Origin of the sequence: Arthrobacter sp. C9C5 (assembly GCF_013359735.1) — a bacterium.
GTDB lineage: Bacteria > Actinomycetota > Actinomycetes > Actinomycetales > Micrococcaceae > Arthrobacter.
The window spans coordinates 172,876-197,989 of sequence record NZ_JABFMX010000005.1; the positions used below are offsets into that span (position 1 = coordinate 172,876).

A 25,114-nucleotide genomic window follows, 5' to 3' on the forward strand; every position below is an offset into this window, starting at 1 on the left:
GGGCACCGTGGAAGCTGTGCGCATCGTCGAGGACGAAGTCCGTGAGTTGATCCGTCGCCGCGGCCTTGATCCCCTGCGGCAAAGCGGGGAAGTCCGCCGCCTCGTGGAGGAGGCGATCAGCGACTACGACGAGCGTGCGCTGCTCGCACCGCTTCCGCCCATCGGCCCACTGGAGCAGGCCCGGAGGTTTGTCTTTGACGCCGTGGCGGGGTTCGGGGCGCTGCAGCCGTTGCTGGACGATCCGGCGATCGAGGAGATCTGGCTCAATGCGCCGGATGAAATTTTTGTCGCCCGGAACGGTGAATCCGAGCTGACCTCCATCGCCCTGACGGACCAGCAGGTGCGCAACCTGGTGGAGCGGATGCTGAAGAGCTCCGGGCGGCGGCTGGATATTTCCTCCCCGTTTGTGGACGCGGCCCTGCCGGACGGCTCGCGGCTGCACGTCGTCATCCCCGACGTGACGCGGCGGCACTGGGCGGTCAACATCCGCAAATTCGTGGTCAAGGCCAGCCGGCTCGAACACCTCGTGGAACTGGGCACCCTCACGCCGCAGGCGGCCCGCTTCCTCGGCGCCGCCGTGGCGAGTGGGCTCAACATCCTGGTCTCCGGTGCCACCCAGGCCGGAAAAACCACCATGCTCAATTGCCTGGCCGCGAGCATCGGCACGCGCGAGCGAGTGGTCACGGTGGAGGAAATCTTTGAACTCCAGTTCCCGCTGCGCGACGTCGTCGGACTGCAGTGCCGGCAGGCCAACCTTGAGGGCGAAGGCGAGATCCCCATGCGCCGGCTCGTCAAGGAGGCCCTGCGGATGAGGCCGGACCGGCTCGTGGTCGGCGAGGTCCGCGAGGCCGAAAGCCTCGACATGCTCATTGCCTTGAATTCGGGCATGCCGGGGATGTGCACGATCCACGCAAATTCGGCCCATGATGCGGTGACCAAGATCTGCACGCTGCCGTTGTTGGCCGGGGACAATATCTCGAGCGCCTTCGTCGTCCCGACCGTGGCGTCCTGCATCGACCTGGTGGTCCACTGCAGCCGGCAACCGGGTGGCCGGCGGCAAGTCACGGAAATCCTTTCGCTGGGGCGCAGGGTGGAGAACGGCATCATCGAGTCGTCCATGGTGTTCGCCATGCTCGACGGGAAGCTGCAACCGCAGGCCAATTCCATGCCGGCTGCCGAGAAGTTCGCGCGGTCCGGGTTCGACGTCGCGGCGCTGCTGGAGCCGCGCTGATGGCGCCGCTGCTGGGGGTGCTCGGGGGAGCCGGACTGCTGCTGGTCTGGTGGTCAGCCTGGGAACAACCCCACGCAGCCAGGCGCCGGCCCCGGGTCAGCCGGCTGGAGGACCTCCTGCGGTCCGCCGGCATCGAAAAGGTCAGCCGGCTGGGCCTGCTCGCGACGTGTTTCGGCGTCGGTGCTTTCGTGACCCTCGTGTTCTTTGCAGGCACCAGGTCATGGCCGATTTCCGGCTGCTTCGGGCTGTTCGGGGGCTGGCTCCCGCTGGGCACCGTCAAATGGCGCGCCCGCAAACGCACGGCCGTACTCCGCGAGCTGTGGCCCGACGTCGTCGACCACCTGCGCTCGGCCATCCGGGCGGGCTTGTCGTTGCCGGAGGCGCTTATCCAGCTGGGCGAGAAGGGGCCGTCCGAGCTGCGGCAGTTGTTCCGAGACTTCGGCGCGGACTACCGGTCCGGCGGCCAGTTCGACCCTGCCCTGGACCGGCTGAAGCAAAGACTCGCTGATCCCGTTGCTGACCGGATTGTTGAGGCACTGCGGTTGACGCGGGAGGTAGGCGGATCGGACCTCGGCCGCCTGCTGGGCACGCTCGCCGAATTCCTGCGGGAAAACGCCCGGACCCGCAGCGAGCTGGAGGCCCGGCAATCCTGGACGGTGAACGCCGCCCGCCTCGCCGTGGCCGCTCCATGGATTGTCCTGGTGCTGATGGCGAGCCGGCCCGAGGCCGTCGCGGCCTACAACTCGCCCGTCGGTACTGCGGTGCTGGTCGGCGGCCTGCTGGTCTCGCTGTTCTCCTACACCGTTATGCTGCGGATCGGTGCCCTCCCGCAGGACGAGCGGGTACTCCGGTGAACGGGATGATGGCAAGCGCGGTGGTCTGCGGCGCAGTCCTGGGTGGAGGCCTCTGGCTGTTCCTTGTGCGGCTTCCGTTCATGCGGCCCATGACCTTCGCGGAGCGCATCGGGCCGCAGCTGAGATCCCACAACCTGGAATCCCGGTTGCTGCACACGGCTCCCGGCAATGTCACGCCGTTTGGCCCGCTCGAGCGGATCCTGCGCCCGGTGATCCGGGACGGGGTCCGGGCGCTGGGCAGGCTGAACCCGGGCTCATCGGCGCTCAACCGCAGGCTCGCCCGCGCCGGCAGCAGCAAATCGTCGGTGGATTTCCGCGCGGAGCAGTTGCTGTGGGCCGCCGGCGGCTTCGTGGGGGCGGGGGGAATTGTGCTACTGGGAGGAGCCCTGGGCGGCTTCAATCCGCTGTTCGCCGTGCTGATCGTCCTGGGCGCCGGCCTGGCCGGGTTCCTTTTCCGCGACTATGTGCTGGGGGCGCAGGTCAAGAAGCGCGAGGCCCGGATGATGGCGGAGTTCCCCAGCGTGGCAGAACTTATGGCTCTGGCGGTCAGTGCCGGCGAGAGCGCCACCGGCGCCCTGGACCGGGTAGGCCGCCGAACGCAGGGCGAGCTGTCGAAGGAGTTCTCCCGGGTCCTGGCCGATACCCGGGCCGGGAAGCCGTTGGCCGATGCCCTGCAGGAGTTCTCGTCACGTACCGAGCTGGGCCCGCTGGTCCGGTTCGTGGACGGCCTGATCGTTGCGGTGGAACGCGGGACACCGCTGGCGGAAGTCTTGCGCGCCCAGGCCCAGGACGTGCGCGACACCGCCAAGCGCGAACTGATGGAGTCCGCCGGCCGGAAGGAGACCGGCATGATGGTTCCGCTCGTCTTCGGCGTGTTGCCGCTGACCGTGGTGTTTGCCGTCTTCCCGGGGCTGGCGGCCATCAGCCTGGGACTCTGACCAAGACATTGAGCACGTCGTACGCAGTAAGCAGAACACAGTTGGGCAGTAACAGCATCAGAACAGGGGCAGGCAGCGCAGCAATCGACTGCAATATTCAAAAACATAAAGGGGAAACGGTGAAGAGTATTGGTATCCGCACGTTGTTAGTGGCCCACATGGCGGCCATGCTGTTGTGGCTTTCCGCCGCCGCAGGCAAACAGCCAGGCAAACAGCCAGGAATCCAGCCAGGCCAGCAGTCAGGCAAACACCCCGGCTGGCAGGGCGGCCGGGCGCCCGGTAGTCCGGATCTCCGGGAGCGCGGGGATGTCCCGGGCTGGGTAATGATCACCCTGATGTCGGCCGTGCTGGTCGCCGCACTGCTGGCGCTCGCAGGCCCGGCGCTGGAGGGGCTCTTTAACCAGGCCATGCAAAAAGTCGGGCAGTAGGCGGTGTATGCAGCCGGCAGCCGCGGTCCCGCCAACCAGTGTGCCGGTCCAGCCGGCAGCCGCGGTCCCGCCAACCAATGTGCCGTTCCCGCCGGCCGGGAACGCGGCTCCGCCGTAGTCGACTTCGTCCTGGTCGGGGGACTGCTCGCGCTGTTCTTTTTGGGGATCATCCAGCTAGCCCTCGTCCTGCACGTCCGGAATACCCTGATCGACGCCGCGGCTTCGGGCGCCCGGTACGGCACCCTGGCGGACCGTGGCGCCGCCGACGCCGAGGATCGCACCACGCAGCTGATCGGGGTGGCGCTCACGCCGGAGTTCGCCCGTGACGTCAGTACCGCGGAGACCACGTACGCAGGCATCCGCACACTGGAGGTCACCGTCCGCGCACCGCTGCCGGTCATCGGCTTGATCGGACCCCGCGAACTGCTGGAGGTGAAGGGCCATGCCGCCATCCAGCCCTAGCGGCGACGATGCCGAGCGGGGGAGCGCCGTCGTCGAATTCACCTTCCTGTCCCTCCTGTTGATGGTGCCGGTGGTGTACTTCATCATCACGATCGGCCAGCTCCAGGGCGGCTCCTTTGCGGTGGTCGGCGCAGCGGACCAGGCAGCCAAGGTCTACGTGGCCCAGCCCGACGCCGCGAGCGGCCGGGCCGCCGCGGAACAAGCCGTGCAATTGGCGCTCGCCGACTACGGCCAGCCGGCGGGAAACGCGAGCCTGGAAACCAGCTGCGTCCCCGCCGACTGCACGGCTGCCGGATCCGCCGTCACCGTCACCGTGCGCCTCACGGTGCCGTTGCCGTTCGTGCCGTTCAGCGACGCACTAAGGCTCGACGCCGGCCGGCTCAGTGCCTCCGCCACGCAGATCGTTGGGCGGTTCCGGTGACCACCCGCCCGGCTGTCCGGCCGGCGGGACGCCAAGACGGTGAGGGCGGCCAGCTGATGGTGCTGATCATCGGCTATGTGCTGCTTGCCCTGCTGGTCACCACTGTGGTCGCGGCTGCGTCCAGCGTCTACATCGAACACAAGAAACTGCTGTCGCTGGCGGACGGGGCCTCCGTGGCGGCCGCGGACAGCTTCACCCTGGGGGAGCTGCACAGCTCCTCCGGAAGCCCCACCGCCGCCCTCAGCGCCGGCCGGGTGCGCAGCACCGCCGCCGACTACCTGAACCGCAACGGCGCCTTCGCCCGGTTCAGCGGCCTGGCAGTCGGCCCCGCGACGGGCAGTCCCGACGGGTCCACCGCCGTCGTGGTCCTCAGCGCCGCCGTCCACCCGCCAATCGTCAACTTCCTGGTCCCGGACGGCATCCGGATCGAGGCGACGTCGACGGCGCGGTCCCGGCTGACGCGGTGACCGGAACCCTCCCCGGGGGTCACCCGGGCGGGACCACCGGGCCGGGGCGCCCGCGGCGGATAGCGTAGGCTTGAAAAACCATGGCAAACATTGATTTTCCCGCAGAAATCCGCGCGTTGCGCGCCACCTACGCCTCGATCGAGAACGTTTCGAATGTCGATGCGCTGAAGGAAGACATCGCCGAACTGAGCGAGCGCGCCGGCGAGCCGAACCTTTGGGACGACCCCGCGGCCGCGCAGGTCATCACCTCCAAGCTCTCGCACAAGCAGTCCGAACTGGAGCGGCTGAACAAGCTGGCCGCCCGGATCGACGACCTGGAAGTCCTCGTGGAACTGGGTCAGGATGAGGACGACGCCGCCTCGATGGGGGAGGCCGCCGCGGAACTCGAATCGATCCGCAAGGCCCTCAAGGACCTTGAGGTGGTCACGCTGCTCTCCGGCGAGTTCGACGAACGCGAAGCCGTGGTCACCATCCGCGCCGGTGCCGGCGGCGTGGACGCCGCGGACTTTGCCGAGATGCTGCTGCGGATGTACCTGCGCTGGGCCGAGCGCCACGGCTACCCGACCACCATTATGGACACCTCTTACGCCGAGGAAGCCGGGCTGAAGTCCGCCACCTTCGAGGTCAAGGCGCCCTACGCCTACGGCACGCTGAGCGTCGAGGCGGGCACCCACCGGCTGGTCCGGATCAGCCCCTTCGACAACCAGGGCCGGCGCCAGACGTCCTTTGCCGCCGTCGAAGTCATCCCGCTGATCGAGCAGACGGACTCCATCGACATCCCGGACAACGAGATCCGCGTCGACGTCTTCCGCTCCTCCGGCCCGGGCGGCCAGTCGGTCAACACCACGGACTCGGCCGTCCGCCTGACCCACATCCCCACCGGCACCGTGGTGTCCATGCAGAACGAGAAGTCACAGCTGCAGAACCGCGCTGCTGCGCTGCGCGTGCTGCAGTCCCGCCTGCTGCTGCTCAAGAAGGAGCAGGAAGACGCCGAGAAGAAGGCGTTCGCCGGCGATGTGAAGGCCTCCTGGGGCGACCAGATGCGCTCCTACGTGCTCAACCCGTACCAGATGGTCAAGGACCTCCGCACCGAACACGAGGTGGGCAACACCTCGGCGGTGTTCGACGGCGAGATCGACGACTTCATCGACGCCGGCATCCGCTGGCGGACCGACAACCGCAACGCCGAGAACTAGCAAGGGGCCCGGCGGCCCCTTCCATAACCGGCCCGCCGGGTCCAAATCCCGCGACACGCCCCCGTGCTCCGGCCGCCGCGCTGTTACCCGTGCGTATAGTCGAGGGGCCGGTGCCCTACTTCCCCCAAAAGAAAGCCCGCGCCCCGGCAGCAGAACTGGTCTGAAAGATGCCCGGCTCCTGCAGGGTATTAGGGCCATGATCCGTTTCGAAAATGTCACCAAGGTCTACGACCAGAACGCGCGACCGGCGCTGGATTCGATCAACCTTGAGATCGACCGTGGCGAGTTCGCCTTCCTCGTGGGGGCCTCCGGCTCCGGCAAATCGACCTTCCTGCGCCTGGTGCTGAAAGAGGACCGCGCCTCCTCGGGGGCCGTCTACGTCGCCGGCCAGAACGTGGCGAAGATTTCCAGCTGGCGGGTGCCGCGGCTGCGCCGGGGGATCGGCGTCGTCTTCCAGGACTTCCGCCTGCTGCCGCAGAAAACCGTGTTCGCCAATGTCGCCTTCGCCATGCAGGTCATTGGCCGGAGCCGCAGCGTCATCCGCGAAACCGTACCCGAAGTCCTCAAGACCGTCGGCCTCGAAGGCAAGGAAAACCGGCTGCCGCACGAACTGTCCGGCGGTGAGCAGCAGCGCGTGGCGATCGCCCGCGCCGTCGTCAACCGTCCGGGCATCCTGCTGGCCGACGAGCCCACCGGTAACCTCGACCCGACGACCTCCATGGGCATCATGGGCGTCCTCGACAAGATTAACCAGAACGGCACCACCGTGGTGATGGCCACCCACGACGACGACATCGTCAACGAGATGCGCAAACGCGTGGTGGAACTTCGCAACGGGGTCGTGATCCGTGATGAGGCCCGGGCCCTGTACACCTCGATGATCCCTGTGGTGGGGCAATCCCGCCGGCTGCGGGACGCGAGCGGCCGCGAGCCGTCCGACTTCGGCGCCGCCAACGGCGAGGCCCAGCACGCAGGGGAGGGCAAGCTGTGAGGCTCGCCTTTGTCCTCGCCGAGATCGGCAGCGGCCTGCGCCGGAATCTGTCCATGGTGGTCTCCGTCATCCTGGTGACCTTCGTGTCCCTGACCTTCGTGGGTGCCGCCGGCATGCTGCAGCTGCAGATCAACCAGATGAAGGGCTACTGGTACGACAAGGTCCAGGTCGCCGTCTTCCTCTGCAGCGACGGTTCGACGGCGCCAGGCTGCGCCTCCGGCCCGGCGACGCCGGAGCAGCAGGCCAACCTGCGCAAGCTGCTGCAGTCCCCGGCCGTGGCCCAGTACGTCAACGATTTCCAGTTCGAATCGAAGGACGAGGCCTACAAGCACTTCAAGGAGCAGTTCTCCAACTCGCCGATCGTTGACTCGGTCACCCCGGACCAACTGCCGGCCTCCTTCCGGATCAACCTGAAGGATCCGGAAAAGTATGAGGTCATCAGCGAGAACTTCTCCTCGCAGGCCGGCGTGGAGTCCGTCATCGACCAGCGGCAGCTGCTGGAACGGCTCTTCTCCGCGATGAACGCCGCCTCCCTGGTGGCGGTCAGCGTGGCCGGTGTGATGATTGTCTGCGCCATCCTGCTGATTGCCACCACCATCCGGCTCTCCGCCTTCAGCCGCCGCCGGGAAACCGGGATCATGCGCCTCGTGGGCGCGTCAAAGATGGTGATCCAGCTGCCCTTCATCCTGGAGGGCGTGATCGCGGCCGTGATTGGCGCGGCCCTCGCCTCCGGCACGCTGTGGGCCGTCGCCCACTTCTTCCTGGGCGGGGTCCTGTCCAAGCAGTACCCGGACACGGCCTTTATTTCCCCGGCCCAGACGCTGCTCCTGGCGCCAGCACTGATCGGCCTAGGTGTGCTGCTGGCCGGCACCTCATCTCTCCTGACCCTCCGTCGCTACCTGAGGGTCTAGCTTTGCGCAACGAAGAGGAATGCTCATGAAACCGATGGTCCGACGCACCGATCCGGCCCGCCGTACCCTCCGCCGCGGCCGCCTGATCAGCGCCGCCGTGGTGCTCGTCCTCGCGGCCAACCTGGGCGCTTCGACGCCGGTGGCGTTCGCCGACACCCTTGAGGACCAGCAGGCTGCCCTCAGGGCTGAGGCCGAGCGGGTCCAGCATTCGTTGGAGTTCGTGGACGCACGCATCGCCAAGGCGGCAGGCGACCTGGTGCTCTACCAGGGCCAGCTGCCCGGCGCCCAGCAGGCGTTGCTTGACGCCCAGGGCCGTGTGGCCGGTGCCGTCAAGGAGGTTGAAGCCCTCGCTGCCCGCGTGGACCTGGCCCAGCAGAACAAGGCCAAAATCACCCAGCAGCTGGCGAATGACCAGAAGAAGATCACCGACACCCGCAAGCTGATCGGGCAGATTGCCACCCAGGCTTACAAGTCCGGCGGCGTGCCCTCCAACCTCTCGCTCTTCTTCGGCTCGAACAACGGCAGCCTGACCGACACCATCGACCTGGCGGACCAGGCGCTGCGCAGCCAGAACTCCGCGATGGACAAGTTGACCCAGCAGAACGCCACGAACGTCAACTCCCAGGCGCGCCTGCAGGCGGTGGAGGCCGAAATCGCGGACCTCAAGGCCAAGGCTGACGCCGCGTTGGTCCGGGAGCAGGCAGCCCGCGACGAGGCGGCGGCCAAAAAGGCCACGGTGGACAAGCTGATCGCCGACACCACCCGGCTCAACAGCCAGCTGCAGGCAGCCAAGCCCGCCATCCAAGGCCAGCTCGCGCAGGTCAAAGCCCGGCAGGACGCCGTCGCAGCCGAAATCGTCGAACGCGACCGGAAGCTGCGCGAGGCCTGGGAAGCTGAGCAGCGCCGGATCGCGGCGGCCCGCGCCGCTGCGGCCGCCGCGGCGGCCCGGGCCCAGGGCCAGGTTGCGCCCCGGCCGGCGCCTTACGTCCCGGCCCCGCCGGGCCCGGTGTCTGCCTTCGGCCTGCGCAGCCCGTTCAACGGCGTCCCGATCACCTCGGGCTTCGGCTGGCGTGCGACGCCGCCGGGCACCATCGATTTCTACGGCCAGGGCGGCTACATGCACACCGGCATCGACTTCGGCGCCGCTTGCGGCACCCCGGTCTACGCCCCGGCGGCCGGCACGGTCTTCTCGGCGGGGTGGGGGAACGACGGCGGCGGCAACCACGTAAAGATCTCGCACGGCGTTGTGCAGGGCAACTCGCTGACCACGATCTTCTACCACAACACCTCCGTGGTGGTCTCTGCCGGCCAGCAGGTCAGCCAGGGGCAGCTGATCGCCTACTCCGGGACCACCGGCAACTCCACCGGCTGCCACTCGCACTTCGAGACCTGGGTCAACGGCCAGGCAGTCGACCCGATGGGCCTGCTCTAAACTGGAACTGACCCGATCTATCGACTAAGGAGTATTACCGTGCCTAAAGAAAGTGGCCGGAAGGTAGTGGCCACCAACCGCAAGGCCCGGCACGACTACCACATCATGGATACCTATGAGGCGGGCATCGCACTCATGGGCACTGAAGTGAAGTCCCTCCGCGAGGGCCATGCTTCCATGGTTGACGGCTTCTGCACCTTCTACAACGACGAGTTGTGGATGGAGGGCATCCACATCCCCGAGTACCACCAGGGGAGCTGGACCAATCACGCCGCGCGCCGGCGTCGCAAGCTGCTGCTGCACCGCGAGGAGCTGACCAAGATCTCGCACAAGATCCGCGAATCGGGCTTCACGATCGTGCCGCTGCAGCTGTACTTCGTGGACGGCCGCGCGAAGGTGGAGATCGGCGTCGCACGCGGCAAGAAGGAATACGACAAGCGCCAGACGCTGCGCGAGCAGCAGGACAAGCGCGAGGCCCTGCGCGTGATGCGCGAGCGGAACCGGCGCTAGGCAGGGGTGCACCGGAACCCGCGGGAATGAATCCTGTGGGCCTTGCGTTATGATTGGTAGTCCGGGAAGGATCCGGCCGAACCCGCGAAAGCGGATCGGCGGGGAACCTGATCGGTTTGATAAAAAAATACGGGGATGATCGGTTTCGACGATGTTAGTCGCGACAGGTGAAGCGGGCCGAGGATGCAGAATTATCTCGTAAACGCTGTCTGCAAACCAATAAGTGCCGAATCAAAACGCACTGACTTCGCTCTCGCTGCCTAAGCAGTAAGACAGTCCGTCAGCCCGAGGTTGCTATTGCCCCGGATCCTGGCGTCATTTAGATAGCCACTGCTGTTTACCTCCGTCATCGGGGTGAACGGGACTCTTTGATGACTGGGCCCGGATCAGCCACCTGTTTGCAGGATGGCTGGGGCCGAGAAAATCCGACGCAAACTGCGCCCGGAGAAGCCCTGACAACACGACATCGGACGGGGGTTCAATTCCCCCCATCTCCACATAGGGAGCGCCGGCAACGGAGCTCCACCCCGTAGCAAAAGGCCGGAAGCATCAGCTTCCGGCCTTTTTGTTGTGCTGGACTTGGTTGTGCTGGACGGCGGATTAGCGCTTCTTGATGTGCGCCACTGGATCGGTGTGCTCGTCCACGATGTGCTTGGCCTTCTTCTCGGCCCGTTTTTCCTTGATGGTTTTGACCGGCTTCTTGGTGAGGTGCCGGTGCGGCGACTTGTCAGGCATTTGCGCGCTCCCTAAAGGTGGGGGCCCGGGATGAGCCCGTGCTTTTAAGGTTACGCCTCGGGTACCGCGACGTCCACGATGCCGATGAAGCGGCTGCCGACGCCCTCGTATTCGCTGCGGACCAGCCCGGCCTCGAGGGCGGGCAGTTCGTGCGGGGCGTGGTGGGCGCAGCAGACGAGGCTGAACTCCGGCCACCACTTCTTGGGCCGGGCGGTTTCGGAGAACCCGCACACGGCGCAGGTCAGCTGGACCCAGACCGGGCGTTTGCCTGTCCGGTTGGCCCTCGACTGGAGGAGCCAGGCCGGCGGGCTGTCCAGCAGCGCGCCGAGTTCGGCGTCGGACAGGCGGGACGGAATGCCGTGACGGTGCGCCATTTCCAGCGGAATATCAAGGATCTGGGCAGCTTCACGTCTCGTAACCATCCTTCAACTTTACGGGATCCGGGCACGCCGGCAGTCACCCGGCAGTCACCCGGCAGTGGCCCCGGAAGTCGCCGGGCGGTGGCCCAGGAGGCGGGGGAGAGGCGCCCCCTCTGAGCCGCAGGCCGCCGGTGCTAGGCTCATCCCAAACCCGGTACCCGCCGTCCGGCAGGCAGTGAGGAAGGCAGCAGCCATGTCCGGCACCCCCGCCGCAGCCCTGTCCAGCCTTGAGAGGCGCGTGCTGTACGTGGCGATCGTCGCGTCCTTCATCGCCTTCCTGGACGGCTCGGTGGTCAACCTTGCCCTCCCGGCGATCAGCCGTGAACTCGGCGGCGGCCTGTTGGTCCAGCAATGGGTGGTGGATGCCTACCTGCTCACGCTGGGGGCGCTGATCCTGGTCGCCGGCTCCCTCTCGGACCAGTTCGGCCGGGTCCGGGTGCTGCAATGGGGCCTCGCCGGCTTCACCGCCACCTCCGTGCTTTGCGGCCTCGCGTGGAGCGGGGAGTCGCTGATTGTGGCCCGCGGCCTGCAGGGCGTCGCCGGAGCACTGCTGGTGCCCAGCTCGCTGGCCCTGATCGTGACGGTGTTCAGCGGCCCGGCCCAGTCCGCCGCGATCGGCAAGTGGTCCGCGTGGACCTCCGGGGCCATCGTGGCGGCCCCGGTGCTTGGCGGCATCTCCGTGGATGTGTTCACCTGGCGGGTCATTTTCTTCCTCAACATCGTCCCGGCGGTTGCCGTGTGGCCGGCCCTGCGCAGGCTGCGCGAACTGGACCTGGGGCGCGCGCCCGGCAGCACGATTGACGTCACGGGCACCTTTCTGGCGATCATCGGCCTGGGCGGCGTCGTGTACGCCTTTATCGAACGCGGGAGCCTCGGCTGGGGCGCCCCGCAGGTCTGGCTGCCGCTGGCCGTCGGCATTGCCGGGCTGGCCGGGTTCCTGCTCCACGAGCGGCGGACCCCGGCGCCGATGATGCCGCTGCGGCTTTTCGCCATCCGCAACTTCGGCTGGGGCAACATCGCCACCACGGTGATCTACGGGGCGTTAAACCTCGGCTTCTTCGTCCTGGGGCTTTTCCTGCAGCAGGTCGCCGGCCTGGGGGCCACCGCAGCCGGCGTCGCCCTGCTGCCCTCCACCCTGATCCTGCTCCTGCTCTCCGCCAAGATCGGGGCGCTCTCCGGCCGCTTCGGTCCGCGCTGGTTCATGACGGCCGGGCCGCTGCTGTGCGCAGCGGGCTTCCTGATGATGCTGGGCATCGGCCTGCCGCTGGATTACTTCGGACAGGTCTTTCCCGGGCTGGTGGTCTTCGGACTCGGCTTGGCCGTGACCGTGGCGCCGCTGACCTCCGCGATCCTGGGAGCCGTAGATCCTGAAGAAGCAGGGATCGGCTCGGCCGTGAACAACGCCGTCGCCCGCATCGCAGGCCTGGTGACCATCGCCTTTGCCGGGCTCATCACCGGACCGGTGATCACGACGTCGGGCCTGCACGGCACGGCGGCGGTCACTGCCGCGCTCTTCATCGCGGGCGCTGCGGCGTCCGCCGTCGGGATCAGGAACCCGCCGCGTGAGGCCGCGGAAAGTGGGGAAGCGGACGCCTAGCCGGCCAGTGCGACGCCGGCGGCGGCCGCTGCCAGTCCCGCTGCCAGGTTGGTGGCCACGTTGAGAGCGGCGGCCCGGTAGCGCGCTTCGCTGACCAGCCGGATGGTGGCCGTGGTCCAGGAACTGAAGGTGGTCAGGCCGCCGGCCAGGCCGCTGGCGACCGCCGTCTGCCACTCGGGGCCGAGCCCAAGGTGCGGCGTCACCCCGAGGGACAGCCCGATGATGAAGGATCCGGCCACGTTGACGGCCAGGGTGGCCCAGGGCCAGTGCGGGTGGGGTCCCGGCCGGTGGGCGAACCAGGAGTCGACGGCGAACCTGGCCAGGGCGCCGGCCACTCCGAAGACCCCCACCAGCAACGCGGCGGTCACTGGGCCCTGCCGCTCAGATCGGCCAGCGCTTTGCCCGATTTCCAGCCGGCCGCCGCCGCGCCGAGCCCCAGGACCAGCGACAAGCCAAGGTAGGCGAGCCACACGGCGTGGAAGCCGCCGCGAATCTGCTGGTCGACGGCGAGGGCCAGCGCCGAAAAGGTGGTGAAGGAACCGAGCAGCCCCGGGCCGAGGCCCGCCCGGAGCCAGAAAGCGGTCCGCGGCCGGGCAATCCAGATGGTGGTCAGGGCGGCCAGGACGAAGCTCCCTAGGACGTTGATCGCCAGCGTGGTCCACGGCACGGCGCCTGCCGCCTCGGGGAAGACCAGCCCCGCGCCGTAGCGCAGCTCGGTTCCGATCAGGCCGCCGACGGCGACTGCCGCCCACGCCCGCCAGCCGGGAACCGCCGCGACCGCTGCCGGGCGGCGCTCCGCATCCAGCGCTTCCAATCAGCGCCCCTCGACGCTGCAGCCGGAATGGGCCGCGTCGCTGTGCACCCAGAGCGCGGAGGCCACCTCGTCGGCGAGGTCGATTTCGCGCAGCTCGCCGCGGGCGCCGATGCGGACCACGAGCGGGCCGCCGAACGGCTTCCGGCCCAGGACCTCGACGTCGGAGTCCAGGTCGATCTGCTCGGCGGCGAGGTAGCGCAGCAGCTCGGGGTTTTCGTCGCTGATCCGGGTGATCCGGCCGGTGTGGCCGTCGTCGAGCTCGCTCATCCGGTAGGCCGGCGGCATCAGCACCGAGCCGTCCGCGGCCGGAATAGGGTCGCCGTGCGGATCGCGGACCGGGTTGCCCAGCTTGGCGGACATCCGCTCGATGAAGGTGTCCGAGACGGCGTGTTCAAGCAGCTCGGCCTCGTCGTGGACCTCGTCCCAGCGGTAGCCGAGCTCCTGGACCAGGAAGGTCTCAATCAGCCGGTGCCGCCGGACCATGGAGAGGGCCAGCCGCACGCCGTCCTCGGTCAGGGTGACGGCACTGTACGGCTTGTGGTCCACCAGGCCCTGGTCCTTGAGCTTGCGGACCATTTCGGAGACCGAGGAGTTCGCGACGCCCAGGCGCTGAGCCAGCTGCGTGGAGGTGATGGGCTTGTCCTGCCACTCCGTGAAGGAGTAGATGACCTTGACGTAGTCCTCAATTGAGGAGGAGGGCGGACTGGTCTTCACAGCCCCAAGCCTACCGTCCGGCGGCACCGGTGAAAGTGAGCCACAGCAGGACCAGGTTCAGCGCCACCACCAGGACCACGCTGACGACGGCTGCCACCCGCAGGGTCATACCGTCCGCAAACCGGCCCATCAGGGGCTTGCTGCTGGTCAGCACCACGAGCGGGACCAGCACGAACGGAATCCCGAAGCTGAGCACAACCTGGCTGAGCACCAGCCCCCAGGTGGGGTCGAAGCCGACGGCCAGCAGGACGACGGCGGGGATCAGGGTCAGCACCCGTCGCGTCATCAGCGGAATCCGGATCTTGAGCAGGCCCTGCATGATGGTGCCGCCGGCATAGCAGCCCACCGAGGTGGAGGCCAGACCGGAGGCAAGCAGACCGACGGCGAAGACCACACCGACCACCGGGCCGAGATTGGCCGTGATGGCGGCGTGGGCGCCCTCGATGGTGTCCGTGCCGCCTTCACCGCCCAGCGTGGACGCGGCCAGCAGCAGCATTCCGATGTTGACGATGCCGGCGACGGCCAGCGCCGCGACGACGTCCCAGCGCGTGGCCTTGATCAGCCGGGCAACGGCGTGCGGCGGGACATGCAGGTGCGGATCCGGGCGGTGCCGGTCCCGGGAGAGCGCCGAGTGGACGTAGATGGCGTGCGGCATCACGGTGGCGCCGAGCATGCTTGCGGCCAGCAGCACCGTGTCCGGGCCCTGGAAGCCGGGCACCAGCCCGGCCACGACTCCGCCCGGGTCGGGTGGGCTGATGAACAGTCCGGCCAGGAACCCGACGGTGATGATGCCCAGCAGGAACATGATGACGAACTCGAAGGGGCGCTGCTGGTTGCGGCTCTGCACGGCGAGCAGGGCCATCGAAATGCCGCCCACAATGACGGCGCCGAGGGGCAGCGGGAGGCCGAAGAGCAGGTACAAAGCCACTGCGCCGCCCACCACCTCGGCGAGGTCGGTGGCTGCGGCCACAATTTCGGCCTGGACCCAGAAGGCGCGGCGCCAGGCCGGTCGGAGCCGTTCGCCGAGGATCTCCGGGAGGCTCTTGCCGGTGACGATGCCGAGCTTGGCGGACTGGTACTGGACCAGCACCGCCATGACGTTGGCGGCGACGAGGACCCAGACGAGCAGATAACCGTATTGGGCCCCGGCCGTAAGGTTGGCGGCGACGTTGCCGGGGTCCACATAGGCGATGGCAGCCACGAAGGCCGGCCCGAGCAGGCCCAGCAAGGCCCGGCGGCTACCCCTGATCCTGCGGCCAGGCGGTTGCCCCGCGGGCAGCGGTTCGTGTCCGGCTACGTCCAGCACTGCGGGCTCCCATGAAAGTTCCTGAGTGCCTACATATAAAAGTTAGGCACACCGAAATAATAGGCGCCCCGGCGTGATCAGTGCAATGCGGGAACCTCAGGCCTTGGCGGCGCGCCAGCTTTGCGTCAGGTAGGGAAGCGGCAGGACCTGCCCGGCACTGTGCCCGAGGTGCTCATGCAGGTACCAGTCGAGGTTGCCGAGCACCTTGGCCCGGGTGCTCTCGCCTGCCCGCAGGTAGTAGCTGCGGGACTTGGCCAGTTCCATGACGTCCTGCGTGGTTACCCGATCCTCCCAGCGGGTGAGATGGCTCTCCAGCCCGGTGAACTCCGGTCCCAGCGGCGGTGTGAAGTGGGGCTTGTGGACGTCCCCCGCATGCATGATCCGGGACAGCCGGTGCACCCAGGGGACCGAGGTGTCGAGCTGGTTCCAGATCAGGCCGAGAACGCCGTGCGGCCGCAGGATCCGGGCCGCCTCGGTGCTGGCCAGCAGGGGATCGCACCAGTGCCAGGCCTGGGCCACCGTGACCAGGTCGAAGGCCCCCGAAGCCAGCCCGGTGTGTTCGGCGGTACCCTCGACGGCGGTGACTCCCGTGAGGGTGCGGCGCAGCTGGTCGAGCATGTCCGGGGACGGATCGACGGCCACGGTCCTGAGCCCGCGTTGGACCAGGAGCGCCGTGAACTTACCGGTCCCGGCGCCCAGGTCGGCGGCGTCGTGGGCCCCGGCCGGGATCAACCAGTCGGCTGAATCCGCCGGATAGCCGGGCCGGACCCGGTCGTAGTGCTCGCCGCCGTCCTGGAAGCTCTGCCCGAGCTCCTGCCGCCGCTGGTGCTGCAGTTTTGGGCCACCCTGCAGTCTGGGGTGGTGCAGTTTTGGGCCGCCGCGTGACACGTGCGATCTCCTTCGGCAGCTCTGGTGCGTACCTGTCGAATTTACCGCACGCGGCCCCGCCTGCGCTGCCGGTTAGTCGACGGAGCAGGGCGCTGCGCCGGCGGTGCCCGGCGTGTTGGGCGCCCAGTGCGGGTAGCTGCGCGTGTCGTTGGCCGGCACCCACCGTCCGGCGTCCACGACGTAGTCCCAGCCCAGGCCGTTCCGCCGCAGCTCCTGGAGCCCGGCGAGCAGCCGCTGGGCGTCGTCGAGCCGTGAGCCGAGGCCGAAGCTGGCCCGGAGCGAACCGGCGGGCAGGCCGAGGCGTTTCAGCAGCGGGTGGGCGCAAAACCGGCCGTCGCGCAGGCCGATGCCGTGCTCCGCGGACAGGTACGCGGCGACCAGGCCGGCGTCGTACCCGGCGACCGAGAAGTTGACCACGCCGATTGTCCCGGGGCCGCCTTCCCGGCCGGTGTCCTCGAAGATGTGGTGGACCGTTACGCCGTCGATCCGCTCCAGCCCCTCGACCAGGAAGGAACGGATGGCGTCCTCGTGGGCGTGCCACTGCTGCTCGTCCAGCGCCTCGATGACCTGGCTGGCGCGGGCCAGCGCGGCCGCGCCCAGGACATTGGGGGAGCCGCCCTCGTGGCGGGCCGGCCCGGTGGTCCAGCTGACGGCGTCGAGCCGCGCGTCCCGTACCGCGCCGCCGCCAGCCAGGTGCGGGGTGCCGGCGTCCAGCCAGTCCGGCCGGCCCACCAGTACGCCGGCGCCGAACGGGGCGTAGAGCTTGTGGCCCGAGAAGGCGAGGTAGTCGACGTCGTCCGCGGCGATGTTGATGCGGCGGTGCGGGGCCAGCTGGGCCGCGTCGACGGCGATCCGGGCGCCGAATTCGTGCGCCAGCGCTGCCAGCTCGCGGATCGGCAGGATTTCACCGGTGACGTTGGACGCGCCGGTCACGGCGAGCAGGCTTACGCCGCCGAGGGCGAGTTCGGCCCGGAGCCGCTCCACGGTGCCGGCCAGAGTGGGGGCCGCGACGACGCTGCGGTGCGGGACGTTTTGCCAGGGCAGCAGGTTGGCGTGGTGCTCGATGTCGAGGTAGAGCACCTCGCCGGTGTGCCGGCCGTCGGCGACGGGCAGGCAGCCGGCCAGCAGGTTCAGTGCGTCGGTGGTGTTCCGGGTGAAGATCACGGAGTCGTCCGGACGACCGCTAACGAAGCCGCGGACGATGTTCCGGGCGTTTTCGTACACCGAGGTGCTCAGCTGGGAGGCGTAGCCGGCGCCGCGGTGCACGCTGGCGTAGTACGGCAGGATCTCGTTCAGGTAGGCGGACACCACGGACAGCGCCGGGGCGGAGGCTCCGTAGTCCAGGTTCGCGTACCGGACCTGGCCGCCCTGGATCAGCGGGGCCTGGATTTCGGCACCGGAAACCGCCGACAGCGGCCGGCGGGCGGCGTCGAAGCGTGCATCGGTGAACTCCGGGCCGCCGGCGGGGGTGGTGTGGGTGGGGATGGTGGCAGTCGTCATGGGACCTCGCTCGAAAAGGACCCCGCTCACAGGGGATCCGCGCTTGCCGGGTCCGCTCCGGACCGGCCAGGTCGTCACCCGGGGCACCCCGCCGCGAATGGAGGGTTGCCGGCCAGCAAACCGGGGTTTCGCGCTGGCACTCGTGACCTGCTTCGAGCCTAGGACATGGCCGGTCGCGCGGAAAAGGGAGGGCGGATATGAGGCGTTGTGTTACGGACTGCTTGGGGCGTGGCCGGCTAGAGCAGGTCGTCGAGGCCCGGGTTCAGGCGCTTGAGGACTTCGGAGTGCAGGATCGAGTTGGTCGCCAGCGCGTTGCCGCCGAAGGGGCCGTCCTCGCCCTCGAGCGAGGTGAAGCGGCCGCCCGCCTCCGTCACGATCGGGACCAGCGCCGCCATGTCGTAGAGGTTGAGTTCGGGTTCGCAGGCGATGTCGACGGCGCCTTCGGCCACGAGGCAGTAGGACCAGAAATCTCCGTAGGCGCGGGTGCGCCAGACCTCCTCGGTGAGGCCGAGGAACTCGTCGAGGTTGCCGCGCTGCTTCCAGCCGCCGAGGCTCGAATACGACAGTGACGCATCGGCGAGCCGGGAGACGTTGGAGACCCTCAGCCGGGTCGCGGCGGCCAGCGAGCGGCCCATGTAGGCGCCGGCGCCCTTGGCCGCCCACCAGCGCTTGCCCAGTGCGGGGGCGCTGACGACGCCCACCACGGGTTCGCCTTCGTCGACGAGGGCGATCAGGGTGGCCCAGACCGGGACGCCGCGGACGAAGTTCTTGGTGCCGTCGATCGGGTCGATGATCCAGCGGCGCGAACCGTGGCCGGAGCTGCCGAACTCCTCGCCCAGGACGGCGTCGCGCGGGCGGGAGCGGGACAGCTGCCCGCGGATGGCCTCCTCGGCGGACTTGTCCGCGTCGGTGACGGGGGTCAGGTCCGGCTTCGTCTCGATCCGAAGGTCGAGCGCCTTGAAGCGGCTCATGGTCTGGGAATCTACGGAATCTGCCAGTACATGGGCAAGGCGCAGGTCATCGTTGTAGCTCGAAGCTGGTTGGCTCATGCTTCCAAACTACCGTCAAAACGCGCCGCGGACAGGGAGGCCACGTCGCTGCCTGCCAAGTAGACGCGGCTATGAGACGCTGCCGAGTTCCTTGGTGTCCTGCGCTTCCAGCCGCGGATCGGTGCCCAGCAGCCGGCGCAGCGAGGCGAGCCGGGCCGGGCCGGACGGGCCTGCGTGGCCGCCCTGCACCCAGGCGTCCACTCCGCAATTGACGGCGGTGGCGTCGTGCTTGCAGCCCCGCTCGCAGTCGTCGGTGCCAGGCGCCAGGTCCGGGAAGGAACGCAGGATCCGGTCCGGGTCCACATGGGCCAGGCCGAAGGAGCGGATGCCGGGGGTGTCGATGATCCAGCTGCCCGCAGGCGCATCGCTGACCTTCAGCGCCAGCGCGGAGGAGGAGGTGTGGCGGCCGCGGCCGGTGACCGCGTTGACGCCGCCGGTGGCCCGTTCAGCCCCGGTGAGCGCGTTCACCATGGTGGATTTGCCGACGCCGGAGTGGCCCAGCATGACGGTGACCTTCCCGTCGAGGTAGTCCCGCAGCTGCGACACCGCGGCCTTGTCCAGCCGGGCGGACAGGCCGTCATCGGAGCGGGCGTCGATGCCCGAGGCGGCCGAATCCGCGGTCTTGGAGATGATCACCGGGAAGTCGAGGTGCTGGTAATTGGCCAGCAGCTCGGCGGGGTCCTTGACGTCGGCCTTGGTGACGAGCAGCAGCGGTTCAATGCCGGCGTCGTAGGCGGCCACCAGTGCGCGGTCGATGAAACCGGTGCGGGGTTCCGGGTTGGCTGCGGCCACGACGACGACGAGCTGGTCGGCGTTGGCGACGACGGCGCGTTCGATCGGGTCCGTGTCGTCCGCGCTGCGGCGCAACAGCGTCCGGCGCTCCTGGATCTTGACCAGCCGGGCCAGGGTGTCGGGTTCGCCGCTGACGTCCCCGACGAGCGAGACGAAGTCACCGGCAACTACGGGATTGCGGCGCAGCTCCCTGGCCCGCGCCGCGATGATCTTGCGTTCGTCGGCGGTGCCCTCGCCGACGACGGCGGTGTAACGTCCGCGGTCCACGGTGACGATCCGGCCGGTGACGGCGTCGTCGTAGCTGGGCCGGTCCTTGGTGCGGGGGCGGGAGCCCTTCTTGTTGGGGCGGATCCGGACGTCGGATTCGTCCCAGGAATCAGTGCTGCGTGCCACCGGCGGCTTCCTTGTCTGCGGTGCTTGCCTGGCCGAGCATGGTTGCCCACAATTGCGGGAAGCCGGGCATGGTCTTGGCCGTGGTGGCGATGTCCTCGACCTCCACGCCCGGCACGGCGAGTCCGAGGATCGCGCCGGCGGTGGCCATGCGGTGGTCCGCGTAGCTGTGCACGACGCCGCCGTGCAGCTTCGCCGGCCTGATGATGAGTCCGTCGGCCGTTTCTTCGGCGTCACCGCCGAGGCGGTTGATTTCCGCGACGAGGGCAGCGAGGCGGTCGGTTTCGTGGCCCCGGAGGTGGGCGATGCCGCTCAGCCGGGAGGGGCCGGTGGCCAGGGCACAGAGGGCTGCCACGGTTGGCGCGAGCTCGCTGGTTTCGTCAAAGTCGCCGCCCTTGATCTCCGGGCCGCCGCTCACGGTCAGGGTGCCGTCCTCCAGCGTCACGGTGGCGCCCATGGTGGCCAGGATGCCGCGCCAGAGATCGCCGACCTGGGTGGTCCCGGCCGGCCAGTTGGGGATCCGCACGGTTCCGCGGGTGGCGAGGGCCGCCGCGAGGAACGGCCCGGCGTTGGAGAGGTCTTGTTCGATCCGCTGGTCGAAGGCGCGGATCGGGCCGGGGGAGACAACCCAGTGGTTCGGCGCCGAGTCATCGACTGCCACGCCCACGCCGCGCAGCACGGCGACGGTCATGTTGATGTGGTCCAGGCTTGGCACCGGTTTTCCCACATGTTCCAGATGGAGTCCCTCGGTGAAGCGGGCCCCGGCCAGCAGCAGCGCGGAGACAAACTGGGACGAGGCGCTGGCGTCGATGACGAGGTGGCCGCCGCGGACTTCTCCCGTGCCCTGGACGGAGAACGGCAACGACGACGCCGGCCCGCCGTCGGGGGCGCTGACCGCGACGCCGAGACCGGTCAGGGCCTCGATGATGGTGCCCATCGGCCGTTGGCGGGCGTGCGGATCGCCGTCGAACGCTGAACGGCCGCGGTGCAGCGCGGCCACCGGCGGCACAAAGCGCATCACCGTGCCGGCCAGGCCGCAGTCGATCGCGGTGTCCGCCGCAGCGGCGTCCGGGGCGATGGGGGTGATGTCCAGGTCCGGGCCGTAGGCGCCGTCGCCGGGCACCTCGGTAATGGTGGCCCCTAGCTGCCGCAGGGCTTCGATCATCAGGGCCGAGTCCCGGGAGTGCAGCGGAGCGCGGAGCCTGGACGGACCGTCCGCGAGGGCGGCCAGGACCAGGTACCGGTTGGTCAGGGACTTGGAGCCGGGAACGGTGACGGTGGCGTCGACGGGACGTTCCGCGAAGGGCGCACGCCAGTGCGGACCGCCGCCGGCCGGAAGGGAAGGGGCTGCTGCGGTGGGGGTGGTGCCAGTCATTGCCGTCTTAGGCCCCGACAGCGTGGTCGACGGCCTTGCGGACCGCCTTGTCAGCCTTCTTCAGCTTCTTGCCGGTGGTCTTCCGGGCGTCGGCGGCGAGGTGTGCGGTGGTCTTCCGGGCGTCGGCGGCGAGGTGCTCCGCACGCCAGGCCAGGCTGGGCTTGCCCGCGGTGTCCACGGACGCCAGCAGCACACCGCCGGTCAGCGAGACGTTCTTCAGCAGCTGCTTGCGCCGGGCGTCGCGGCCTTCCTTGGACGAGATGTCCGCGCTGCGCCATTCGACGTAGCCATTGAGCGCCGAGATCACAGCGAGAACGGTGGCGGCCAGGCGGGAGGCCTTACCGAGCGCCAGGCAGACTCCGGCACCCACCTGGGTGCCGCCGATCACGCGGGCCAGGACCTTCTCGTTGGTCTGGAAGGGGAGGGATTCGGCGGCGCGGCGCAGCAGGGGAGACAGCTGCGTCGCAGTGTCGTCCGCATTCTTTAGCTTGTCCATGCCTGCGAGCACGAAACTGGAGGCGAGCATGGGGCGGGCGAGAAAGCGGACAAAGGACATGAATTTCCTCCTGGATGGACGAACCGCGGACGCTGTGCGGGAGAACCGGTTCTAGTCTTGCACTTTTGCGGAATATTTGCCCGTTGTGCGGGGTTGTGCATGACAGGTTCCAGCCGAAATGGGGGCGGGAAAACCAGCGCAATAACTAGGGGCACAGCCGGTCGTCCGGCCAGTGCAGGAAGGCGGAGGTTTGGTTCTGGTTAAGGAATCCGGACTGCTGGATGAAGCCGCCGCGGACCCGTGGGCCGCGGCCCTGGCGGGAGCTTCGAGCACCCGCCGGAAGGTGACAGTAGACTTGAACGCAATGAGCACCATGGATCCGGCCGTTGCGGCCATGCACGAGGTTGCCGGAAACGACGACGCCAAGCCCACCAAGGCAGCCGCCGCCAGTAGTACTGCGGAAACGACAGCCGTGGACGTGGCAATCGCGGAACGAACAGCCGTGGAAACCGTAGCGGCGGACGGCACCGGCAAGCCGCTGGACACGTCTGCCGAGACCACCGACGAGCGCCGCATCCGCTTCGAGCGCGACGCGATGCAGTACGTCGACCAGCTCTACTCCGCGGCCATGCGGATGGCGCGGAATCCCGCCGACGCCGAGGACCTCGTTCAGGAGGCGTACACGAAGGCGTTCTCCGCCTTCCACCAGTACAAGCCCGGAACGAACCTCAAGGCATGGCTGTACCGGATCCTGACGAACACGTACATCAACCTGTACCGGAAGCGCCAGCGTGAACCGCTGCAGTCCAACTCGGACACCATCGAGGACTGGCAGTTGGCCCGCGCGGAGTCGCACACCTCGACCGGGCTGCGCTCGGCGGAGGCTGAAGCGCTGGACCATCTGCCGGACTCAGACGTGAAGCGGGCCCTGCAGTCGATCCCGGAGGAGTTCCGGCTCGCCGTCTATTTCGCCGACGTCGAGGGCTTCGCGTACAAGGAAATTTCAGACATCATGAACACCCCGATCGGGACCGTCATGTCCCGGCTGCACCGCGGCCGGAGAATGCTGCGGGACATGCTGGCCGACTACGCGGCCGAGCGGGGATTCAAAGCCGCGGGCGATACCGCCGCAGCGGCCGAAAGCAACAATCAGGAGAACAGGAAATGAGCGACTGCCAGGGACTGGGCGACTGCGATGACACCCGGATGCAGCGCATCTACGAGTACCTCGACGGGGCCCTGACACACGACGACATCGCCGAGATCAAGAACCACCTCGACGAGTGCCCCGAGTGCCACGAGCAGTATGACCTCGAGTGCGTCATCCGCGTGATGGTGAAGCGCTCCTGCACGGAGGCCGCGCCCGAGAATCTCAAGAATTCCATCCTCGACCGGATCCACTCGATCCGCGCGGTTGAGGCCGACGCGGAGGCCTGAGCGTCGCCGGCCCAGCGAAAGACCCACAGCGAAAGACCCAAAAACAGCGAAAGACCCAAAAACAGCGAAAGACCCCGGGAACCGTGAGGTTCCCGGGGTCTTTCACTTAAAGCTGTCAATCCAAGCCGTGGCTTAGGTGTTGGGGCGCTTACCGTGGTTCGCGCCGCCACGCTTACGGTCACGACGTTTACGTGCACGCTTGCTCATAGCTGGCCTCCTTAATCTTGGTACTCAAAAGAGCTGCCCTCAAGTCTCCCACATCGGCGGACCCGCCGCGAACCGGGCGGCCGCCGTCTGGGGACTCAGCCCTCCAGTGAGTTCCGGATGGAGATCCGGGCCTGGTCCAGGACCGTCTTGACGGTCTCAAGGGTGACCGGGGTGACGGGCCTGGCCCCGGCGTGCCGGCGCAGCTCGACCCGGATGTCGTCCCGGAAGGACTGCACCAGCATTTCGGCCTCCCGCAGCCTGCGGTCGCTTTCCTTGGAGTAGCGCGCCCCGGCGGGGGAGGCGGCACTGCGGGCCGTGGAGCGGGCCGCCTCGGCCGTGGCGGCAAGGTCCGCGCGCAGCCCCTGCATGTTCACCCGGATGTCCTGCCGCAGCTTGTCGGCCAGCCGCCGGACGGAGGCGGAAATGTCGTCCTCCACGTCGGCTAGCTCCCCGCGCCGCCTGTTGAGCTCCACCAAACCGGCCGGTGTGATGCTGTAGTTGGTGCGCCGGCCCTCGGTGTGGGTGGCGACGAGCCCCTCTTCCTCAAGCTTGGCCAGCCGCGGATAGATGGTGCCGGCGCTGGGGGAGTAGGTGCCCCCGAAGCGGTCGCTGAGCGCCTTGATCAGCTCGTAGCCGTGCTTGGGGCCGGACTCCAGCAGGGCCAGCAGGTACAGCCGCAGAGCGCCGTGGGCAAAGACCGGAGGCATCAGAGGCCTGCTTCAGTATCCGGGCTCGGCTGGCCGTGGAAGATCGAGGTCTTTCCCGAGACTGAGTTGGTCCGGACCAGCATCAGCTTGGCGTCGGGTCCGGCGATGGTCTGCACCGTCCCGCCGGGCTGCGCGTACCGCTGGTCGTCGATCACCACCGCACCGCTGGCCGACTTCGCGATGATGTCCACGCCCACGTCGTGCGGTAGCCGGATGGTGACATCGCCGGAGACCGAGTTGGCGCCGAAGTCCTGGGTGAAACCGTGCAGGTCGAAGCTCAGGTCTCCGCTGACGGTGTTGGCGCGGATGTTGCTGAACTCGCCCGAGGCCGTGACTTCGCCGGAAACGCTCTTGGCCGTCAGGACACCGTGGTGGTTGCGGGCGATCACCTCGCCGCTGACGGTGCTCACGGCGAGTTCTCCCGCGGTGCCGTCGGCCAGGACCGAGCCGGAGACGGTATTGAGCCTCGTGTGGCCGGTGACGCCGGAAACCATGCCGTCTCCGCTGACGGTACCGGCCTCGACGTCGACGCCGGCCGGCAGGGCAATGCTGATGACCACCGAATTGCTGGAGTTGTTGTTGACCGTGCCCATCAGGTTCTTGAACCAGCCTTGCGGGCCGTGCAGCTGGTGCCGCACCTCGAGCCGGCCGTCGGTGAGGCTAACCGCCAGCGGATCGCCGTCGATCTCGGAAACCTCGATGCGGGCGACGTCCTCGTCGTGGGTGACGATGTCGAAGCGGCCGCGGACAATGCCGAGCTTTAGCGAGCGGACGCCGTCGACGTCGATTGTCTGGGGACCGGTAACGGTCCACGAGTTCTGTTCCATGGTTCCTCCGGGGGCGGGGC

Annotated in this window: 30 protein-coding genes, 1 other RNA gene and 1 riboswitch; of the genes, 16 read left to right on the forward strand and 15 right to left on the reverse strand. The window is 68.3% G+C overall.

From position 1 onward, the window contains the following. Positions 1 to 7: 7 nt before the first annotated feature. The 13 genes from HNO80_RS05765 (at position 8) to ssrA (ending at position 10,341) form a co-directional block, all read left to right on the forward strand. Positions 8 to 1,231, forward strand: a complete 1,224-nt coding sequence (locus HNO80_RS05765; protein WP_175321872.1) for a TadA family conjugal transfer-associated ATPase — start codon at positions 8 to 10, stop codon at positions 1,229 to 1,231. Further along, complete coding sequence (locus HNO80_RS05770) at positions 1,231 to 2,085, forward strand: type II secretion system F family protein (RefSeq protein ID WP_175321873.1); 855 nt, start codon at positions 1,231 to 1,233, stop codon at positions 2,083 to 2,085. The genes HNO80_RS05765 and HNO80_RS05770 overlap by 1 nt, the downstream gene beginning before the upstream one ends. A gap of 5 nt (positions 2,086 to 2,090) precedes the next feature. Further along, the gene (locus tag HNO80_RS05775; protein WP_175321874.1) at positions 2,091 to 3,023 is read left to right on the forward strand and encodes a type II secretion system F family protein; all 933 of its coding nucleotides are present in this window, start codon (positions 2,091 to 2,093) and stop codon (positions 3,021 to 3,023) included. A 41-nt stretch (positions 3,024 to 3,064) separates the two neighbouring features. Further along, positions 3,065 to 3,451 (forward strand): hypothetical protein, encoded by a 387-nt coding sequence (locus HNO80_RS05780; protein WP_502707825.1) that lies wholly within the window; start codon positions 3,065 to 3,067, stop codon positions 3,449 to 3,451. 3 nt (positions 3,452 to 3,454) lie between these two features. Then, on the forward strand, positions 3,455 to 3,913 hold the full coding sequence (locus tag HNO80_RS05785; protein WP_175321875.1) for a TadE family protein: 459 nt from the start codon (positions 3,455 to 3,457) through the stop codon (positions 3,911 to 3,913). Beyond that, positions 3,894 to 4,334 (forward strand): hypothetical protein, encoded by a 441-nt coding sequence (locus HNO80_RS05790; protein ID WP_175321876.1) that lies wholly within the window; start codon positions 3,894 to 3,896, stop codon positions 4,332 to 4,334. Before HNO80_RS05785 ends, HNO80_RS05790 begins: the two co-directional genes overlap by 20 nt. A gap of 56 nt (positions 4,335 to 4,390) precedes the next feature. After that, entirely contained in the window at positions 4,391 to 4,801 is a 411-nt protein-coding gene (locus HNO80_RS05795; RefSeq protein ID WP_249777188.1) for a pilus assembly protein TadG-related protein, read from the forward strand. Between the two features lie 80 nt (positions 4,802 to 4,881). Further along, the gene (prfB, locus tag HNO80_RS05800; RefSeq protein WP_175321877.1) at positions 4,882 to 5,997 is read left to right on the forward strand and encodes a peptide chain release factor 2; all 1,116 of its coding nucleotides are present in this window, start codon (positions 4,882 to 4,884) and stop codon (positions 5,995 to 5,997) included. Positions 5,998 to 6,193: 196 nt separating this feature from the next. Continuing rightward, entirely contained in the window at positions 6,194 to 6,988 is a 795-nt protein-coding gene (gene ftsE / locus HNO80_RS05805) for a cell division ATP-binding protein FtsE (protein ID WP_175321878.1), read from the forward strand. Beyond that, entirely contained in the window at positions 6,985 to 7,899 is a 915-nt protein-coding gene (ftsX, locus tag HNO80_RS05810) for a permease-like cell division protein FtsX (RefSeq protein WP_175321879.1), read from the forward strand. The genes ftsE and ftsX overlap by 4 nt, the downstream gene beginning before the upstream one ends. Positions 7,900 to 7,924: 25 nt before the next feature. Continuing rightward, the gene (locus tag HNO80_RS05815) at positions 7,925 to 9,331 is read left to right on the forward strand and encodes a M23 family metallopeptidase (RefSeq protein WP_175321880.1); all 1,407 of its coding nucleotides are present in this window, start codon (positions 7,925 to 7,927) and stop codon (positions 9,329 to 9,331) included. A 39-nt stretch (positions 9,332 to 9,370) separates the two neighbouring features. Beyond that, positions 9,371 to 9,841 (forward strand): SsrA-binding protein SmpB, encoded by a 471-nt coding sequence (gene smpB / locus HNO80_RS05820; RefSeq protein ID WP_175321881.1) that lies wholly within the window; start codon positions 9,371 to 9,373, stop codon positions 9,839 to 9,841. Positions 9,842 to 9,972: 131 nt separating this feature from the next. Next, positions 9,973 to 10,341, forward strand: a transfer-messenger RNA (tmRNA) gene (gene ssrA / locus HNO80_RS05825). A 100-nt stretch (positions 10,342 to 10,441) separates the two neighbouring features. Here ssrA and HNO80_RS18060 read toward each other — a convergent pair. Together HNO80_RS18060 and HNO80_RS05830 are read right to left on the reverse strand one after the other, a co-directional pair. Beyond that, positions 10,442 to 10,576 carry a hypothetical protein gene (locus HNO80_RS18060; protein WP_261375082.1) on the reverse strand — a complete coding sequence of 45 codons (135 nt, stop codon included), beginning with the start codon at positions 10,574 to 10,576 and terminating at the stop codon, positions 10,442 to 10,444. A 50-nt stretch (positions 10,577 to 10,626) separates the two neighbouring features. Further along, complete coding sequence (locus HNO80_RS05830; RefSeq protein ID WP_175321882.1) at positions 10,627 to 10,998, reverse strand: hypothetical protein; 372 nt, start codon at positions 10,996 to 10,998, stop codon at positions 10,627 to 10,629. Between the two features lie 190 nt (positions 10,999 to 11,188). Here HNO80_RS05830 and HNO80_RS05835 point away from each other — a divergent pair, with 190 nt between their 5' ends. Then, a complete protein-coding gene (locus HNO80_RS05835) occupies positions 11,189 to 12,592 on the forward strand; it encodes an MFS transporter (RefSeq protein ID WP_175321883.1) in 1,404 nt (467 codons plus the stop codon). On the opposite strand, the gene HNO80_RS05840 is transcribed toward HNO80_RS05835, so the two are convergent. The 10 genes from HNO80_RS05840 to HNO80_RS05885 all read right to left on the reverse strand — a co-directional run bounded on the left by HNO80_RS05840 (position 12,589) and on the right by HNO80_RS05885 (position 21,976). Then, positions 12,589 to 12,960, reverse strand: coding sequence for a fluoride efflux transporter FluC (locus HNO80_RS05840; RefSeq protein WP_175321884.1), 372 nt, complete (start codon positions 12,958 to 12,960; stop codon positions 12,589 to 12,591). The genes HNO80_RS05835 and HNO80_RS05840 overlap by 4 nt on opposite strands. Further along, complete coding sequence (locus HNO80_RS05845; RefSeq protein ID WP_249777174.1) at positions 12,957 to 13,406, reverse strand: fluoride efflux transporter FluC; 450 nt, start codon at positions 13,404 to 13,406, stop codon at positions 12,957 to 12,959. The genes HNO80_RS05840 and HNO80_RS05845 overlap by 4 nt, the downstream gene beginning before the upstream one ends. Continuing rightward, positions 13,407 to 14,120, reverse strand: coding sequence for a metal-dependent transcriptional regulator (locus HNO80_RS05850; RefSeq protein ID WP_175321885.1), 714 nt, complete (start codon positions 14,118 to 14,120; stop codon positions 13,407 to 13,409). It lies immediately after the preceding gene. A gap of 10 nt (positions 14,121 to 14,130) precedes the next feature. Continuing rightward, positions 14,131 to 15,426 (reverse strand): Nramp family divalent metal transporter, encoded by a 1,296-nt coding sequence (locus HNO80_RS05855; RefSeq protein ID WP_502707821.1) that lies wholly within the window; start codon positions 15,424 to 15,426, stop codon positions 14,131 to 14,133. Between the two features lie 96 nt (positions 15,427 to 15,522). After that, on the reverse strand, positions 15,523 to 16,314 hold the full coding sequence (locus HNO80_RS05860) for a class I SAM-dependent methyltransferase (RefSeq protein WP_349627238.1): 792 nt from the start codon (positions 16,312 to 16,314) through the stop codon (positions 15,523 to 15,525). A 72-nt stretch (positions 16,315 to 16,386) separates the two neighbouring features. Further along, positions 16,387 to 17,814: an aminotransferase class V-fold PLP-dependent enzyme gene (locus tag HNO80_RS05865; RefSeq protein WP_175321886.1), complete on the reverse strand. Its 1,428-nt coding sequence runs from the start codon at positions 17,812 to 17,814 to the stop codon at positions 16,387 to 16,389. Positions 17,815 to 17,848: 34 nt separating this feature from the next. Next, a riboswitch (SAM riboswitch) is annotated at positions 17,849 to 17,962 on the reverse strand. 88 nt (positions 17,963 to 18,050) lie between these two features. Beyond that, complete coding sequence (hisN, locus tag HNO80_RS05870; protein WP_175321887.1) at positions 18,051 to 18,863, reverse strand: histidinol-phosphatase; 813 nt, start codon at positions 18,861 to 18,863, stop codon at positions 18,051 to 18,053. Between the two features lie 69 nt (positions 18,864 to 18,932). After that, complete coding sequence (rsgA, locus tag HNO80_RS05875) at positions 18,933 to 20,048, reverse strand: ribosome small subunit-dependent GTPase A (RefSeq protein ID WP_175321888.1); 1,116 nt, start codon at positions 20,046 to 20,048, stop codon at positions 18,933 to 18,935. Continuing rightward, entirely contained in the window at positions 20,032 to 21,420 is a 1,389-nt protein-coding gene (gene aroA, locus HNO80_RS05880; protein WP_175321889.1) for a 3-phosphoshikimate 1-carboxyvinyltransferase, read from the reverse strand. Before aroA ends, rsgA begins: the two co-directional genes overlap by 17 nt. 7 nt (positions 21,421 to 21,427) lie before the next feature. Continuing rightward, positions 21,428 to 21,976 carry a DoxX family protein gene (locus HNO80_RS05885; RefSeq protein WP_175321890.1) on the reverse strand — a complete coding sequence of 183 codons (549 nt, stop codon included), beginning with the start codon at positions 21,974 to 21,976 and terminating at the stop codon, positions 21,428 to 21,430. Positions 21,977 to 22,166: 190 nt separating this feature from the next. On the opposite strand from HNO80_RS05885, the gene HNO80_RS05890 reads away from it, so the two are divergent. Continuing rightward, positions 22,167 to 23,084, forward strand: a complete 918-nt coding sequence (locus HNO80_RS05890) for a sigma-70 family RNA polymerase sigma factor (RefSeq protein ID WP_502707822.1) — start codon at positions 22,167 to 22,169, stop codon at positions 23,082 to 23,084. Next, entirely contained in the window at positions 23,081 to 23,353 is a 273-nt protein-coding gene (gene rsrA, locus HNO80_RS05895) for a mycothiol system anti-sigma-R factor (RefSeq protein WP_175321891.1), read from the forward strand. The genes HNO80_RS05890 and rsrA overlap by 4 nt, the downstream gene beginning before the upstream one ends. A 132-nt stretch (positions 23,354 to 23,485) precedes the next feature. Here the strand turns inward: rsrA and HNO80_RS18195 are convergent, their stop codons facing one another. From HNO80_RS18195 to HNO80_RS05905, 3 genes are all read right to left on the reverse strand, one after another. Beyond that, a complete protein-coding gene (locus tag HNO80_RS18195) occupies positions 23,486 to 23,560 on the reverse strand; it encodes a 50S ribosomal protein bL37 (protein ID WP_369299106.1) in 75 nt (24 codons plus the stop codon). Positions 23,561 to 23,655: 95 nt separating this feature from the next. Next, positions 23,656 to 24,267 (reverse strand): PadR family transcriptional regulator, encoded by a 612-nt coding sequence (locus HNO80_RS05900; protein WP_175321892.1) that lies wholly within the window; start codon positions 24,265 to 24,267, stop codon positions 23,656 to 23,658. Then, positions 24,267 to 25,094, reverse strand: a complete 828-nt coding sequence (locus tag HNO80_RS05905) for a DUF4097 family beta strand repeat-containing protein (RefSeq protein ID WP_175321893.1) — start codon at positions 25,092 to 25,094, stop codon at positions 24,267 to 24,269. Before HNO80_RS05905 ends, HNO80_RS05900 begins: the two co-directional genes overlap by 1 nt. Positions 25,095 to 25,114: the final 20 nt, after the last annotated feature.